Origin of the sequence: Alkanindiges illinoisensis DSM 15370 (assembly GCF_000619845.1) — a bacterium.
In the GTDB taxonomy this organism is placed as follows: Bacteria; Pseudomonadota; Gammaproteobacteria; order Pseudomonadales; family Moraxellaceae; genus Alkanindiges; species Alkanindiges illinoisensis.
On the sequence record NZ_JHUX01000003.1, the window covers coordinates 692,800 to 709,131 of the forward strand.

Consider the following 16,332-nt stretch of genomic DNA (forward strand, 5'->3'; position numbering starts at 1 on the left):
GAATGATTTTATTCATGGCAATTTTGCTGATATTTCATAAATCAGGTTGGTCAAATCGGTACAGGATGCAGCATCATTGCTGATTAGCTGATATTCTTGACAAAATATTCGTTCTACCATTATCTGGCCTTATATGAGGTTATTCTGCAATTAAGCCGGATAAGTTAAAAATTGGAGTTTGCATGACTGCCGCGTTTTCAATCACTGATAAAAATCGGGTTCATCCTGCGTTTGAGTTAATCAACCAGCATTATATTCCTGCGCTGTCGGCCGAATTTTTACAGTACCGTCACCGGGCAACCGGCGCGCTGCACTACCATCTGGCAGCCGATAATGATGAAAACGTATTTCTGGTGGCATTTAGAACCCAGCCCATGGATTCGCGTGGGGTGGCACATATTCTGGAGCACACCGCGCTGTGCGGCTCGCAAAAATATCCGGTGCGTGATCCATTCTTTTCCATGATCCGCCGTTCACTCAATACTTTTATGAATGCCTTTACCGCAGCCGACTGGACAGCCTATCCGTTTGCTACCCAGAACAAGACCGATTTTTATAACCTGTTGTCGGTGTATCTGGATGCGGCATTTTTTGCCAATTTAAATGAGCTGGACTTTGCGCAGGAAGGCATCCGCATTGAGCTGGAAAATGACAAACCAGTGTATAAAGGCATTGTGTTTAATGAAATGAAAGGCGCGATGAGCTCGCCATCCGACCAGCTTTATCATACGCTGGCGCATTATTTATATCCAGAAACCACCTATCACTATAATTCTGGCGGTAATCCAGCCGATATTCCTGATTTGTCGCATCAGGATCTAATTGATTTTTACAAGTCGCATTATCATCCGTCCAATGCGGTTTTCATGAGCTTTGGTAACTTGCCACCCGTTGAGCTGCAAACTGCATTTGAAGAGCAGGCACTGAAAAACTTCGGCAAAGGCGAAACGCTCAAATCAGTACCGGAACAACGCCTGACAGCACCTGTTCAGGTTGAGGATGTGTATGCAGTCGATAGCGAGGAACTGGCCAAAAAAACCTATATCCAGTTTGCATGGCTGCTACCACCCAGCACCGATATTAAAACCCGTCTGGCCTTGCGCCTGATGGAAGGCGTGCTGATGGAACATTCAGCCTCACCACTGCGCCAGTATCTGGAAACCTGTGGTCTGGGTGAATCCACCTCACCCATTATGGGACTGGATGACAGCAATTTTGAAATGACCTTTTTCTGTGGGTTGCAGGGCAGTGAAGCCGACAAAGCCGATGAACTGGAAGCCGGAATTTTCAAGGTATTGCAAGAGGTGGTAAGCAATCCAATTGACAGTAACCAGATTGAAGCGGTGCTGCACCAGATTGAGTTGCACCAACGTGAAATCAGTGGTGACGGCATGCCTTATGGGTTGACTTTGCTATTAAATGGACTGGGCAGTGCTATTCATGGAGCTGATCCTCTGGATGTATGGCAGATTGAGCCACACCTGGCTGAACTGCGTGAACAGCTAAAAGATCCAGCGTGGCTGCCGCAACTCATCCAGCAATACCTGATTGATAATCCGCATCGCGTGCGCCTGACTTTAAGCCCTGATCCGCAAAAAAGTGCCCGTGATCAGGCCGCTGAGCAGGCCAGACTGGATGCCATTGCCCAGCAACTGGATGATGACAAGCGCCAGCAATTGATTGAACAGGCTAAATTGCTGGAAGTTCGGCAGGCTCAGGAAGATGATTTGTCCCTGTTGCCCAAAGTTGGGTTGGCTGATATTCCGGCAGAGCTTCATATTGTAGAAGGACAAACCACCAGCCTAAATCTGGCAGGGCAGGCTGCACCGTTTTACCAGTATGCGGCAGGAACCAACGGCTTGTATTACCAGCAGGTGCTCATCCAGATTCCTGATGACGTGTTGCAATCGCCTTTATTGGGAATTTATACCTCGCTGGTGGGTGAACTTGGTGCAAGTGAGATGAGTTATCTTGATATTCAGCAGGCTCAGGCGCTGGTCAGTGGTGGCTTGCATCTGGGCGCCAGTTTCCGTTCTGATATTCAGGATAGCGACAAGACCAGCAGTTATCTGGTATTGGCCACCAAGGCACTCAATGAGAAAACTGAAGCGCTGGGCCTGCTGAAAACAGCGTTTGAACAGCTGCGTTTTGATGAAAAAGACCGCATTTTAGAGCTACTGCAACAACGTAAGGCACGCTGGCAGTCGCGTCTGTCTGGTGCTGGTCATAGCTATGCGCTGCAAACAGCGTCGCGTCACATGAGTGCGCTGGCCCGCCGGGATTATTACAATGCGGGTTTACCTGCATTAGTGTGGCTCAAAAATCTGGTGCAAAACATCGAGCAGGACGATGTTGCGTTAAACCAATTGATTGCTGATTTGCAACAGTTGCATGAGCGGGTACTTAGCCTGCCCAAGCAATTCCTGCTGGTGGCTGAACAGGAAAAAATGGCAAGTCTCAGTGAGCAACTGGCACAGGTATGGCAGCAAAGCAATAATGAATTATCTAACCAAACCCAGGCTCTGGAGGTTGCGGAACATCCGGTTGAAAATAGCGATATTGCGTGGCTGATTCAGGCCAATGTCCAGTTCTGTGCCGCAGCGTATCCGGCTGTACCGGTCAATCATCCGGATGCCTGTCCCTTGATGGTACTTGGCCCGTACCTGAAAAATGGCTTCCTGCACCGGGCATTACGTGAGCAGGGCGGTGCCTACGGTGGTGGTGCAAGCTATGATGGCAATGCTTGTGCGTTCCGTTTCCATAGCTACCGTGATCCGCGTTTAAGTGAAACCTTTAAGGATTTTGCAGGCAGCATTGACTGGTTGCTGAATGAAAAACAGGAGCCACATCAACTGGAAGAAGCGATTATGGGCCTGATTGCCAGTATGGATAAGCCGGGATCACCGGCTGGCGAAGCAATTACGGCCTGTCATGCTATGCTGCATGGCCGTACGCCGGAGTTTAGACAGCAAATGCGCAGCAAGTTGCTGGAGGTCACACTGGATGACCTTAAACGGGTAGCAAGGCAGTATATTCAGTCTAAAACCCCGGTTCGAGCCGTGGTGGCACCTTATGCCAAGTCTAGCGAACTGCAAGAGTTAAACTTTAAAGTAGAACAAATCTAGGAAATTCTTTCTAGAAAATCCTTCTGGCTGAATATTTTACATGAACCTTGTGAATGCAAAAAATTCATAAGGTTCATTTATTTGTGCATTGTAATAAAAATTTTGTCATATTCAGAATGGATTAGAATAAAGGACTTTGCTTTTTCATCTCAGGGTTAGTGCTTTTTTGCAAATGCCTGTTTATGCTATGGCCATCCGATAATGGCCTGTTTTTCATGTTTAAATCCATTCAAGCTTCTAAAATGACGGGTCAAAAGACCTTTGGCAAAAATAAGATTTACAGCGTACTGGCGATTTCACTCAGCGGCATGGCTCATGCCGAACCTGTATTTAGCTTGCCAACTGCGCCAGCTTCTATTGCACAACTAACGCCTGCCTATCAGCCGACCACGCCTGAAAGCTGCATTACCCTGGAAAGCAATGCCGAGCGTTTGGATTGTTATGATGCGTTTTTTAAGCGGCCGGCAACGCCTATAGCACAACAGGCCGTGGTTGAAAAAATTCAAAGTGAAAATCAGGCAACCGCTGCAACGCCAATCGCCAGTGATGCGCCAAAAGCGCTGACGTTTTTACAGGGGATTAATCCCCGTGAGTGGTTTAGGGCAGCAGCCCCTTATGATCCTACCATTTCCCTACTGGATCGCCGCTGGGAGCTGAGCCATACGGCCAAACTGGGCACTTTTCACCTGAAAAGCTATAAGCCCAGCTATGTTTTACCGGTCTTTATTACTGGTAATATTAATGACTTACCATTCAGCCCAAATCCTGAAAATCAGTTAAAGGAAGCTGAGGATATTAGCCGGGTTGAAGGGAAATTCCAGCTCAGCCTGAAGACCAAGGCCATGGAAGGAGTGTTTGGTGATTATGGTGACTTGTGGCTGGGTTACACGCAGTCATCACGCTGGCAGTTATATAATGCAGCCGATTCACGGCCATTTCGCGAAACCAATTATGAACCGGAAGCCAGCCTGATTTTTGGCACCAATTATAATTTGTTGGGATTAAATGGCCGCTTGCTGGGAATTAGTTTAAACCACCAGTCGAATGGCCGGGAACTGCCATTTTCCCGTAGCTGGAACCGGGCAATTGTTAATGTTGGCTTTGAGCGGGATAATTTTACCTTGATGCTACGACCCTGGTATCGCATTCCTGACAGTGATTCGCACAAGGATGATAATCCGGATATTGAAGACTACATTGGGCGTGGTGATTTGCAGGCATTTTATAGATATAAGGAGCAGGAGTTTTCGCTCATGCTGCGCCATAGCTTAAAAGGTGGTAATGATAATCACGGTGCTGTGCAGCTTGACTGGGCATTTCCCATTAATGGTAGCCTGCGCGGTTATGTACAGGTCTTTGATGGCTATGGTGAAAGCCTGATTGATTATAATCACAAAGCAACTTATGTTGGCCTTGGTGTATCACTGCTTAATTGGTACTAAGGTTTAAGACAATAAAAAAGCGCATGAATATCTAAAAAACATGCGCTTTTTTAAATCAAATAATCTTGATTTAATTACTTTAAAAATAACTGATAGCCAGCATTATCCGTAATTTCCTCATATGGATAACCAATGGCATCCAGCGCAGCAGTTAATTCCTGTGGCTGATGATTACCCAGTTGCAAGCCCATCAGCACCCGGCCCTCTGCTGCGCCATGATTGCGATAGTGAAACAGGGAAATATTAAACTGCTGGCCAAGGCGCTCAAGGAAAGTCAGCAGTGCACCGGGTCGCTCTGGAAATTCCACCCGGAATAAATGCTCGTCATCCAGACCTGCATGCCCACCAATCAGGTAACGGATATGCAGTTTGGCCACTTCATCGTCGGTTAAGTCAGTCACCTGATAACCCTGTAAATCTTTTAAAATAGCCTGATGCTCAACCACACCATTTTTAAGGCCAATGCCCACAAAAATGTGCGCTGCGCCATTGCCTTGGTCTGATGCAGCCTGATAACGATAGTTAAATTCGGTGATGGCTCGGCCTTTTAGCGCACGGCAAAAATCCAGATAAGCTCCTTTTTCTTCTGGAATAGTCACTGCAAAAATGGCTTCTCGTTTTTCACCAATTTCAGTGCGTTCAGCAATATAGCGCAAGCGGTCAAAGTTCATATTGGCACCACACACAATGGCCACCATGTTTTTATTTTCAATCCCATGCTCAGCGACATATTTCTTCATACCCGCTAAAGCCAGTGCACCGGATGGCTCTACAATCGTACGGTTTTCCTCAAACACATCCTTGATGGCAGCGCAGATTTCATCGGTTGAGCAAGTCACCACTTCCGGTTCAATAATTGCACCTGAACCATCTGATTTTTGTAGGCGTAACACATCAAAGGGCAGGGCACCAATTTGTGCCACTGCTGTGCCATCAGCAAAGAGCCCCACCTGAGGCAGCTTGGCGCGCTCGTTACATTGCAGTGCCAGTTTCAGGCAGGCAGACTCATCAGATTCCACAGCCACCACTTTAACATGCGGTGCCACTTCACCGAGGTAGGCTGCAACCCCGGCAATCAAACCACCACCACCCACAGCCACAAACACATACTCGACTTGTCGCCACTGCTTTAGGATTTCGGTGGCAATGGTGCCTTGTCCGGCAATCACCAGTTCATCATCATAAGGTGGTACATAAGCCAAGCCTTCTTGCTGGGCACGTTGCATTGCATACTGGTTGGCCACATCAAAGCTGTCACCATGCAAGACTACATTGCCCCCTAAGCGTTTGACAGCATTGACTTTAATATCAGGTGTGGTACTAGGCATCACAATAATGGTATCAATACCCATTTTCTGGCCCGAATAAGCCACACCCTGCGCATGATTACCGGCAGAAGCACAAATTACACCACGCTTTAACTGATCGCTTGGCATCTGGCTAATGCGGTTATAAGCACCACGTAACTTAAAGGAAAAAACCGGTTGCAGGTCTTCGCGTTTCAGGCGAATGTTATTATTCAGGCGCTCAGAAATTCGTGGAGCCAGGTCAAGTGGACTTTCAATAGCTACGTCGTACACTGTGGCTTGTAAAATTTGTCTGACCCAACGTGAGAGCATGCTGATTTCACCTGTATAATGTAGACCCAACAGAGTATTGCAGCAGTGCCTGTGTTTCAAGGTTTAGCTGCAACAAATTGATTTTTTAAACCAAAGAGAGTGAATTATGGCAATACTGTCAGCTCAGGATCAAAAAAAACAGGCTGCTGCAGAGGCTGCTTTAGCGCATTTGCCTAAAGGCGGTATTCTAGGCGTTGGCACAGGCAGTACTGTAAATTTCCTGATTGATATGTTGCCAAGCCTTCAGCTTGAAGGCGCAGTAGCCAGTTCAAAGGCGACAGAAGATCGTCTTAAGGCCGTCGGCATTGAAGTGATTGAGCTGAACCATGTAGCTAGCCTGGATGCCTATGTGGATGGGGCCGATGAAATTAACCACTATTTACACATGATTAAAGGTGGTGGTGCTGCGCTGACACGTGAAAAAATTGTAGCTTCTGTAGCCAAAGAATTTATTTGTATTGTTGATGAGTCCAAATGGGTAACCCAACTGGGTCGTGCTTTTCCGGTTCCGGTTGAAGTAATTCCAATGGCGCGTTCCAGTGTGGCCCGTAAAATTGTGACAATGGGGGGTGATCCTGTATACCGGGAAGGCGTAGTGACCGATAATGGCAATGTGATACTGGACGTCTTTAACCTGAATATCCTAAACTCCATTGAAATGGAAACCTTAATCAACAATATTCCCGGCGTCGTCACCAATGGTATTTTTGCCCAGCGTGGCGCGAGTCTGGCTTTGATTGCCAGTGATCAGGGTGTTCGTACCGTTAAGCCTGAGTAAAAATATTTGTCATTCCAGATGCAGGCTATTCCTGATATTCAGCGGCGGATAAACAATAATGCCCGTCGCTTAAAGCTACGCATCGAGCATCATCAGGTGTATTTGACCGTACCGCCAAATACATCTGAGAAAAAGATTCAGGCTTTTTTAAAAGACTCGGAAACCTGGCTAATTTCAACATGGAACAGTAACTATGCAGAGACAGCAGCCAATTTAGCACCTGTCCATGGCGAGATACTTAATTTTCCCTTATTGCAGAAAAGTTATCAGGTTCAATTAATAAAAGTGTCAGCGACGTATTTACCAGGGTTGGCGACGCATAATCAAAGATTGTTTGTGCAAAATAATCTGTTGTGTGTTGACGCACATCAGGCTGGAAGATTAATCAAAACCTGGGTCCGTCAGCAGGCTAGTATTTTTTTACCAGAACAGCTTGATCAACTGGCAATACAGCATCATTTTACTTATCAAGGTTGTCAGGTCAGACATGCCAAAACACGCTGGGGTAGTTGTTCTAGCCAAAAATCCATTAGCTTAAATGCAGCTTTATTGTTGTTACCAGTAGAGCTGGCGAATTACGTCCTGCTGCATGAATTATGTCATACCAGACAGCTCAATCACTCGGCAAGATTCTGGCAGGAAATGTTGAAAGTAGATTCTAGTTATTTGCAGCACCGCCAGCAGCTTAAACAGTTTAAGCTGCCAGCATGGTGGCACGTTAATTAACAAGTCTATATCAGTAAAGCATTATGAAGGCTTGGTAAATACTGGCTTAAAGCCCTGACATACCAGATCTTTAGTATCAAGTTCATTTTCTTTGGGAAATGGCTTTGACCTAATGCTGGTTACAGTACCTGCTGTTGCAGACACAATATTCTGGTTTGTAATTACAATCTGAATAAATTCTGGCGGATTACGTTCTGCAGAAGCAACATTAATGAGATACTTCTCGGCGTTTGGCTCAAGCCGGATGATGGAATCAGATTCATCGCGGTTAATGCTGCTGCTAAATGTTTTTTGACCATTGGTGAGCTTTATATCGCCATTAAAGTTAATCGTCAGTTGGCATTGATTGTCGCCGGTATAAGTGCCTACCAGATTTTCAACCTCGTTATAAACACCTAGGATCCCATCTGCATTGGCACCAATCTCGCAATCAATATTTTGAGTTTTCGCAACATAGTCTTTGTCACCAGCTTTTGGATCGCTAAATTCAACTTGATTGCAATTGGAATCCCTGATTTTTTGAACGTCTTTAGTGAGCTTAAGGCTACCTAGCCCAAAAGCATATTTATAATTACCAGCACCAAAACTTCTGGGAATAAGGGGAGAAAGAAAACCTTCATTAATGCTTGGATGCTGACCAGTAATGAAGTCGACTGTAGCAAAATAGTCTTTACCTTTAGCATCTGGATTGGTCAATGAGGCAAATAACGCTGCCATTGCACCACCCAGTTTGTTTTTATTGTCGTCCGTTTCAGCGCCGCCCAGACGTGTCGCATAGCCTTCACGGGCAGCTTTTTGGGTGGTAGCCAATAATGCCTTCAATTCGGTTTTATCAGTACGATTATTAAAAGTAGGGTCAGTATTTACAATTTGCTGGGGAATAATTGGATTATCCAAAAAGACTGTTCCATTTTTACCATCACCAGCCAGAGTCATGCCATCCAAATTGCCATCGCGCATATCAGCACCTGCACGTTTGGCAAATGTTAACAGGGGTGTAGTATCTGATCTATTTTCAATTTGCTGAAGCTTGATATGACCTATGGCATAAAAAATATTCAAATATTCAATAGTGGTATTGGGTGGATCAATCACATCCTTGGTATCAATGATAAATTTGCTTAAATCATTTAAGCTGTCAATTGCCGGAACCAGCGTTACAGGATTAACCCGGAATGTACTGTAAACCTCACGATTGGCATAAGCGAGGCTATTCAGGTCAAGCTTGCTAAAGTCTGGTTTGCTCGCATCCAGATTGTTGGCACGTACCAGCGCGCGTTGGTAAGCAATTTCGGTAAAGGGGCTGACAATTGTTTCGCTCTCTACAGGCAGCATGACAAATACACCATGCAAAGGTGCATTTAGGCTGGCCATTTTGCCCAAGGCAGGATCAAAATAAAGGCTTGTATTATCCTTACCTGAAACTTCTGCAATTAAAATACGTCCACCATCCGCATAGGATGCTGTGATATCAAAACTTACTTCACTGCCATTAGTAATAGTCTTCTGGTCAATTTCCTTACCAGTCGTGGTATCAATGATACTTACCAGTGCATTTTGTAATTGAACAGGCGAAGTCACCGTTAGCTTATAGGTGGTTTCAGGCGTTGTGGTATCGTCATTGCTGGTTCGTGTAGTTGGCGAATCGCCACCACAGCCAGTAAATAATAAAGCGGAACTAAGGCCCAAAATAATGGCCTGACTAAGTCTGGTTAAACGGTGTTTTGCTAAGCCATGCTTTACTAAGAAAGAATGAGATGATAACGAGGGCATCCACGCGCTCCTGAGTTATTGTGTCTTTTGTCCTAGCCGCTATTTAAGAACAAAAAAAGCCCTGCGTCTACAACAATCGGTAGTTTTGTCAGGACAATCTTCCTGTCATACTATATGCCGATCAGATTTGTATGTGGAGTGATTGAATGATCTCGGTTGGTATTGTGGGTGGAACAGGCTATACAGGTGTTGAACTCGTTCGGATTTTACTGCGCCACCCGAATGTACAAATCAAGGCACTCACTTCCCGCACTGAGGCTGGTATGCGTGTGGATGCCATGTTTCCCAGTCTGCGTGGACTTACTGATCTCGAGTTTTCCAATGTGGATCAGGATGTCTTAAACCAGTGTGATGTCGTCTTTTTTGCCACACCCCATGGCGTTGCCATGAAGCAGGCGCGTGATTTGGTTGATGCTGGTGTAAAAGTGATTGATCTGGCAGCAGATTTTCGCCTGAAAAATACAACAGAATTTGAAAAATGGTATGGTATGCCGCATGCTTGTCCTGACTTACTGGAAGAGTCGGTTTATGGCTTGCCGGAAATCAATCGTGAGGCCATTAAAACAGCGCGCATTATTGGCAATCCTGGCTGCTATCCCACCACGGTGCAATTAGGGCTATTGCCTTTATTAAAAGCACAGGAGCAACTGGTTCAGTTTGATACCCTGATTATTGATGCAAAATCCGGGGTTTCAGGGGCAGGCCGCAAGGCAGAAACCAGTTTATTGTTTTCAGAATCATCAGACAATTTTAAAGCTTATGGCGTTAAGGGCCATCGTCATCATCCTGAGATTGTGCAGGGGCTGGATGCCATCAGTCAGCAAAAAGGCTGGTTTGACCGGATGATTTTTGTGCCGCATCTGGTGCCCATGATTCGTGGCATGTTTACTACCATGTACTTAAAGCTCACTGAGCAGGGCAAGCAGGCCGATCTACAAGCGTTGTTTGAATCAGCTTATGCCACAGAGCCTTTTGTTGATGTAATGCCTGCTGGCAGTCTGCCGGAAACCCGCTCCGTGCGCGGTGCGAACCAGTTGCGTATTGCCCTGTATCGTCCCAATAATGGTGACACACTGGTTATTCTGGTGGTGCAAGATAATCTGGTGAAAGGGGCATCTGGGCAGGCTGTACAAAATATGAACCTGATATTCGGCCTGCCTGAAACTACCGGACTTGAAGTTGTGCCTTTACTGCCTTAAATACAGGGCTTTTTGAACATGAGCTTATGAAAAACTTAAGCCATAATGTTTTGAGTAAGTGTAAATTTTCCAGTGTGCTGGACTATTTTTTTTACAAACAGGCATTGATCAGTTATGCATAACACGCTTCAATGCCTGCTGTATTTTTGTTTAACCCTGTTTTTGCTGGACTATTGAGTAACCCAAGATGAGTGATGTAGAGCAACCTATAACAGCGGAACACAAATCGCCTTCGGGTTTTAAACGGTTTATCCATTCAAATTTACCCATTGTACTGGGTGGCGTCATTGTGGGTGGCGGCAGTTTGTTACTTGGCTACGCAGTTGGTCACCAGCAGGGTCTTACTGCGGTTGGTTTTGCAGCGGACGCCGAGCAGCTCAACGAAGTGGTTCAGGAACAAAAGCAGGAAATCAACATCTTAAATAAGACCTTGAACACTACTGTTCAGGAACGTGATGTTGGTTTAACCAATTTAAAGGAAATTACGGAAAGCTACCGCAAGGAAACCGACCTGCGCGAGCAGGCTGAACAGCAACGGGATATTTATCGTGAAATCCTGCGCCTGCGCGGTGGCGTGGCGTTGACGGTACAAAATATTGATATTAAGCCTTTACCTGACCGGGCTTATGAATACCGGCTTGATTTAATGCAGTTGCAGCCCAATAAACGCAGAGCCAGTGGTACAGCCCAGATTCGCCTGATCGGGGAAGATAACAATATTCTGGTTGTACCGATGTCTGATAATTCCTACGGCTTTGACAGTTTTCAGCGCTTGACTGGGCGCTGGACCATGCCTTCTGGTTTTAACCCGGATTTTGTTGAAGTGCGATTGCAGGGTAATGGCAGCCCGGTCATCAAGCGCTATGCGTGGGAGCGTGGTGCGCCTGTTAAAGATATGCCTGCCATTTTATCTGAAATTCCACAAGCTGAAGCCAATACCGACTAGGCAGCACTTGGCACTGTTATTTTAACTTTACCTGTATATATGAGGTTCAATGAATGCTGGATGCGCAAAAACTGTTCAGACGCTCATCACGCAGCAAAACTCAGCGAGACGTTTTGCGTAGCGCCAAAGACAAGTTGCGTGCCAAAAATCTGCGTGATAGCAAGCAGGCATTTTTACAACAGGGACTGGTTGACTGGCATTTGGCAAGCTGTGAGCAGAAATCCAATCTCAATGTTCATCAGCATTTGATTGTAAAAGCCATAGATGAAAATGACGATCAGCATCAGGATGGTTCCCAGGATAACCTTGATGTCATGACCGCACCACCCCAGCTAAAAAAGCCCCCTTTTTACGCCGTGGTCTTGTTTAATGATGACTACACCCCCATGGAGTTTGTAATAGAAATATTACAACTTTATTTTGCTCTTGATCTTGACCGCGCTACCGAGGTAATGCTAACTGTGCATTATAGAGGTAAAGGGGTTGCAGGCATTTATCCACGGGATATTGCCGAGACCAAGGCACAGCAGGTGAACAACTATGCGCGCTCGCAAGGCCATCCTTTACTTTGCCAGATCGAGCCGCAACCAGAATAGAGGTCAACATGCTCAGTCGTCATCTAGAAGTATCGTTACGCTTGGCCGTCAGTATGGCGCGCCAAAAACGCCATGAGTTTTTAACGGTAGAGCATCTGCTGCTATCGCTGCTGGAAAATGATTCAGCAGTCAGCGCCCTGAAAGCCTGTGGTGCAGACATTGCCAGCCTAAGACGCGAGCTAGAAGATTACGTTGAGCAACACACGCCAAAACTTGGCGAAAATAATGATCAGGCGCCACATCCAACCGAAAGCTTTGATCGTATTTTGCAACGCGCTATTTTTCATGTGCAGTCTTCCGGTGGTGGTGACCGCCCGGTTGAAGGCGCAGATGTGCTGGTCGCCATGTATTCCGAACGCGACAGCTTTGCCGTTTATTTACTGAAAAAACAGCAGATCAACCGTCTTGATCTTACGCAGTACCTTTCACATGGTACGCGTAAAGACGAAGAAATGAACATCAATGAAGAAGAATTGTCTGATGATGAAGGCAAAGAAGAGGTTGAAGAGGGCGGTATTAAGCGTGCTCAGGGACCACTTGAGCTTTATGCAGTTAACCTGAACAAGGAAGCGCAAAAAGGCCGTACTGATCCCTTAATTGGCCGTGAAAAAGAAATTGAGCGCACTGCCCAGATTCTATGCCGTCGTCGCAAGAACAATCCACTGCTGGTGGGTGATCCAGGTGTGGGCAAAACATCCATTGCAGAAGGGCTGGCCTGGTTAATTGTTAACCAGAAAGCACCTGAGCCTTTGCATGATGCAGAAATTTTCAGCCTTGATATCGGTGCACTGGTTGCAGGCACCAAATATCGGGGGGATTTTGAAAAACGCATCAAACAACTGCTGGTGGCGTTAAAGAAAAAACCCAATGCCATTTTGTTCATTGATGAAATTCATATGATTATTGGTGCAGGTTCCAGTATGGGCAGCACCATGGATGCATCCAATCTCATCAAACCTGCACTGGCCAACGGTAGTCTACGTTGCATTGGTTCTACCACCTACACCGAATATCGCTCTGTGTTTGAAAAAGACCATGCGCTGTCACGTCGTTTCCAGAAAATTGATGTGAACGAACCGAGCGTGCAGGACACTATTGAAATCCTGCATGGCTTGCGTAGCCGCTTTGAAGAGTTTCATGGCGTAACTTACACTGATGCAGCCCTGACGTCAGCGGCTGAACTCTCAGCCAAGCATATTCATGAGCGTTTCTTGCCGGATAAGGCCATTGATGTGATTGATGAAGCAGGTGCCCGTCAGCGGTTATTGCCAGAAAGCGATAAAGTGATTGCTGTACCGGAAATTGAAGATATCGTGGCACGTATTGCCCGCATTCCGCCCAAGACCGTATCCAAGGATGACAAGAGCACGCTTGAGCATCTGGAACGTGACTTGAAACGTGTGGTATTTGGACAGGACGAAGCCATCAGTACACTGGCGTCGGCTATCAAGCTGTCCCGTGCTGGCTTAAAAGCACCGGAAAAGCCAGTTGGCTGCTTCATGTTTGCTGGCCCAACGGGTGTGGGCAAAACCGAAGTAACCCGTCAGTTGGCGCGCTTACTAGGCATTGAACTGGTTCGCTTTGATATGTCTGAATACATGGAACGGCATACCGTATCACGCCTGATTGGTGCACCTCCGGGATATGTAGGTTTTGATCAGGGTGGCTTGCTCACCGATGCAATTAACAAGCAACCGCATTGTGTATTGCTGCTGGATGAAATTGAAAAAGCTCATCCCGATGTGTTTAATATCCTGTTGCAAGTCATGGATCATGGTACATTGACTGACAACAATGGCCGTAAGAGTGACTTCCGTCATGTGATTCTGGTGATGACCACCAACATTGGTGCAGAAAGTATTGCCCGTGCCAGCATTGGCTTTACCCTGCAGGATCATAGCAATGACAACAAGGAAGCCATGAAGCGGGCATTCTCGCCAGAATTCCGTAACCGTCTGGATGGTATTATTCAGTTTAAACCACTGCCAGCAAGCATTATCGACTCTGTGGTTGACAAGTTCCTGATCGAACTTCAGGCGCAGCTTGATGACAAGAAAGTGGTGCTTGAAGTGGATGATGATGCCAGAAAATGGCTGGGTGAGCGGGGTTACGACCAGTACATGGGTGCGCGTCCAATGCAGCGCCTGATTCAGGATGAGCTGAAAAAACCACTGGCTGAAATGATCCTGTTTGGTTCACTGGCTGAAAATGGTGGTTTTGTGCATGTGTCAGTTGGTGACAAAAAAGATGGCGAAACTGGCCTGATTCTGGAAGTGGAAGACCAGACTGCTGAGCCTGCATAATCTTGTCCGGTAAAAAAGCCAGCACTATGCTGGCTTTTTTATATGTTAATTTTCATGAGTGACAAAACTGCATGTTGATTTTAAAAACTTTTGGTTTGTATATCCTGACTGCACTGGCAGAAATTATAGGCTGCTATTTGCCTTATCTGGTGATTAAGCAAAATAAGTCTGTTTATTTACTCATTCCGGCAATACTGAGCTTAATAACCTTTGTCTGGTTACTAAGCTTGCATCCAGCGGCGGCGGGGCGAGTGTATGCGGCTTATGGTGGGGTTTATATTGTAGTGGCGTTTTGCTGGTTATTTCTGGTAGATCGTGTCAATCTAACAGTATGGGATATTACAGGCGCGCTAATTATTACGTTAGGTGCTGCTGTCATCATGCTACAACCTGATTTTTCAACGTAGTGTAGGCAATTATTAATTTAATGCATTGTTTTAGATAAAGTTAAGCTGATAAGCTATAAATTAGCTAACTATGATAAAAATGGATTAAATCAGATGAACAAGGATGTAGTACAGGATAAACTGATTAAGGTAGTGCTGGTACAAGAATATGAAGATAGTGACGAGGTAGATACAGAATCACCGTGGGCGCTGAATCTGGGAAATGATCAGTATCAACTTAAAAATTTTCCATTCTTTTTTTATGGGCTATCTTATGACGATATTTTTGAGGCCAAGCCTTCGGCTGAATATGAGGATGATCCACGGCCTTATTTTACCCGAGTTATTGAAAAATCTGGCCACCGAACAGTTCGCATTTTCTTAAAAAATTCGATTCAGGATTCGGATGAGGCAACGCAGCTACTGGATCGGCTTAAGGCACTCAATTGTGGTTATGAGGGCAATGGCAGAACATTTTTTGTGGTGAATATTCAACCGCATTGTGACTTTGAAGCAGCCATCAACCTAATTGAAAACAGTGCAGAAGTTGAAATGTGGGAAATGGCTGACCCTGTTGATGAGGATACTGATTGATTTACTTCAAATGATAATGATAAAAAAAGCGCGGCCTGCTTAAACCAGTGAAGCCACGCTTTTTTATGGCTAATGCCTGATGCTATGCATCCAGTGCGGCCATTGCTTCATCAGAAATATTGGCATTGGTATAGACGTTTTGCACGTCATCCAGTTCTTCCAGCATGTCAATCATCTTGACAATTTGCTTGGCCATGTCAGGGTCAGTAATGTCGGCTTGTGTAGATGGATGCATGGTTACTTCGGCATTGTCAGACTTTAGACCTGCGTTCGTTAAGGCATCCTGTACGTCACCAAAACTTTCTGGCGTAGTAATCACCAGAATTCCATCATCGCTCACGTCAATGTCCTCTGCACCGGCTTCCAGCGCCACTTCCATGATTTTATCTTCCAGCGCCACATCGTCAAAACGGATTTCACCACGCTTGGTAAATAGATAGGCCACTGAACCAGACGTTCCTAGATTACCGCCAGTTTTGGTAAAGCAGTGACGCACGTCTGGCACAGTTCGGTTGATATTGTCGGTCATGGTTTCAACCAGCACGGCCACACCGCCAACGCCATAACCCTCATAGGTAATTTCCTTGAGGTTGTCGGCGTCTTCATTGCCATTACCACGCTGAATGGCGCGGTTAATGGTGTCGCGGGTCATGTTCACGGACAGGGCTTTTTCCACCACGGCACGCAGACGCGGGTTTTTGGCTGGATCAGGATCGCCTTGCTTGGCTGCGCTCACCAGTTCACGAATATATTTGGTAAACAGTTTTCCGCGTGAGGCATCGACACGTGCCTTGCGGTGTTTAATGTTGGCCCATTTGGAATGTCCAGCCATGGTTGAGCTCCTG

At 46.0% G+C, this 16,332-nt stretch carries 13 protein-coding genes; 10 read left to right on the forward strand and 3 right to left on the reverse strand.

From position 1 onward, the window contains the following. Positions 1-182: 182 nt before the first annotated feature. A complete protein-coding gene (locus tag Q337_RS0103655) occupies positions 183-3,125 on the forward strand; it encodes an insulinase family protein (protein WP_026470435.1) in 2,943 nt (980 codons plus the stop codon). 308 nt (positions 3,126-3,433) lie between these two features. Next, positions 3,434-4,567: a phospholipase A gene (locus tag Q337_RS0103660; protein WP_051526711.1), complete on the forward strand. Its 1,134-nt coding sequence runs from the start codon at positions 3,434-3,436 to the stop codon at positions 4,565-4,567. A 74-nt stretch (positions 4,568-4,641) separates the two neighbouring features. On the opposite strand, the gene ilvA is transcribed toward Q337_RS0103660, so the two are convergent. After that, positions 4,642-6,186: a threonine ammonia-lyase, biosynthetic gene (ilvA, locus tag Q337_RS0103665; protein ID WP_026470437.1), complete on the reverse strand. Its 1,545-nt coding sequence runs from the start codon at positions 6,184-6,186 to the stop codon at positions 4,642-4,644. A gap of 106 nt (positions 6,187-6,292) precedes the next feature. Between ilvA and rpiA the strand changes: the two genes are divergently transcribed. Further along, positions 6,293-6,964: a ribose-5-phosphate isomerase RpiA gene (gene rpiA / locus Q337_RS0103670; protein WP_026470438.1), complete on the forward strand. Its 672-nt coding sequence runs from the start codon at positions 6,293-6,295 to the stop codon at positions 6,962-6,964. A gap of 18 nt (positions 6,965-6,982) precedes the next feature. Then, on the forward strand, positions 6,983-7,690 hold the full coding sequence (locus tag Q337_RS0103675) for a M48 family metallopeptidase (protein ID WP_026470439.1): 708 nt from the start codon (positions 6,983-6,985) through the stop codon (positions 7,688-7,690). A gap of 21 nt (positions 7,691-7,711) precedes the next feature. On the opposite strand, the gene Q337_RS0103680 is transcribed toward Q337_RS0103675, so the two are convergent. Next, positions 7,712-9,379, reverse strand: coding sequence for a hypothetical protein (locus Q337_RS0103680; protein ID WP_211253590.1), 1,668 nt, complete (start codon positions 9,377-9,379; stop codon positions 7,712-7,714). Positions 9,380-9,609: 230 nt separating this feature from the next. On the opposite strand from Q337_RS0103680, the gene argC reads away from it, so the two are divergent. From argC to Q337_RS18275, 6 genes are all read left to right on the forward strand, one after another. Continuing rightward, entirely contained in the window at positions 9,610-10,662 is a 1,053-nt protein-coding gene (gene argC, locus Q337_RS0103685) for an N-acetyl-gamma-glutamyl-phosphate reductase (RefSeq protein WP_026470441.1), read from the forward strand. 187 nt (positions 10,663-10,849) lie between these two features. Next, positions 10,850-11,608, forward strand: a complete 759-nt coding sequence (locus Q337_RS0103695; protein ID WP_026470442.1) for a DUF6776 family protein — start codon at positions 10,850-10,852, stop codon at positions 11,606-11,608. A gap of 53 nt (positions 11,609-11,661) precedes the next feature. Next, positions 11,662-12,204, forward strand: coding sequence for an ATP-dependent Clp protease adapter ClpS (clpS, locus tag Q337_RS0103700; protein WP_084494697.1), 543 nt, complete (start codon positions 11,662-11,664; stop codon positions 12,202-12,204). An 8-nt stretch (positions 12,205-12,212) separates the two neighbouring features. Next, positions 12,213-14,507: an ATP-dependent Clp protease ATP-binding subunit ClpA gene (gene clpA / locus Q337_RS0103705; RefSeq protein ID WP_026470444.1), complete on the forward strand. Its 2,295-nt coding sequence runs from the start codon at positions 12,213-12,215 to the stop codon at positions 14,505-14,507. Between the two features lie 71 nt (positions 14,508-14,578). Further along, a complete protein-coding gene (locus tag Q337_RS0103710; protein WP_026470445.1) occupies positions 14,579-14,914 on the forward strand; it encodes a YnfA family protein in 336 nt (111 codons plus the stop codon). Between the two features lie 93 nt (positions 14,915-15,007). Then, the gene (locus Q337_RS18275; RefSeq protein WP_051526534.1) at positions 15,008-15,487 is read left to right on the forward strand and encodes a DUF4265 domain-containing protein; all 480 of its coding nucleotides are present in this window, start codon (positions 15,008-15,010) and stop codon (positions 15,485-15,487) included. A gap of 82 nt (positions 15,488-15,569) precedes the next feature. On the opposite strand, the gene Q337_RS0103720 is transcribed toward Q337_RS18275, so the two are convergent. Continuing rightward, a complete protein-coding gene (locus tag Q337_RS0103720; protein WP_026470446.1) occupies positions 15,570-16,319 on the reverse strand; it encodes a YebC/PmpR family DNA-binding transcriptional regulator in 750 nt (249 codons plus the stop codon). Positions 16,320-16,332: the final 13 nt, after the last annotated feature.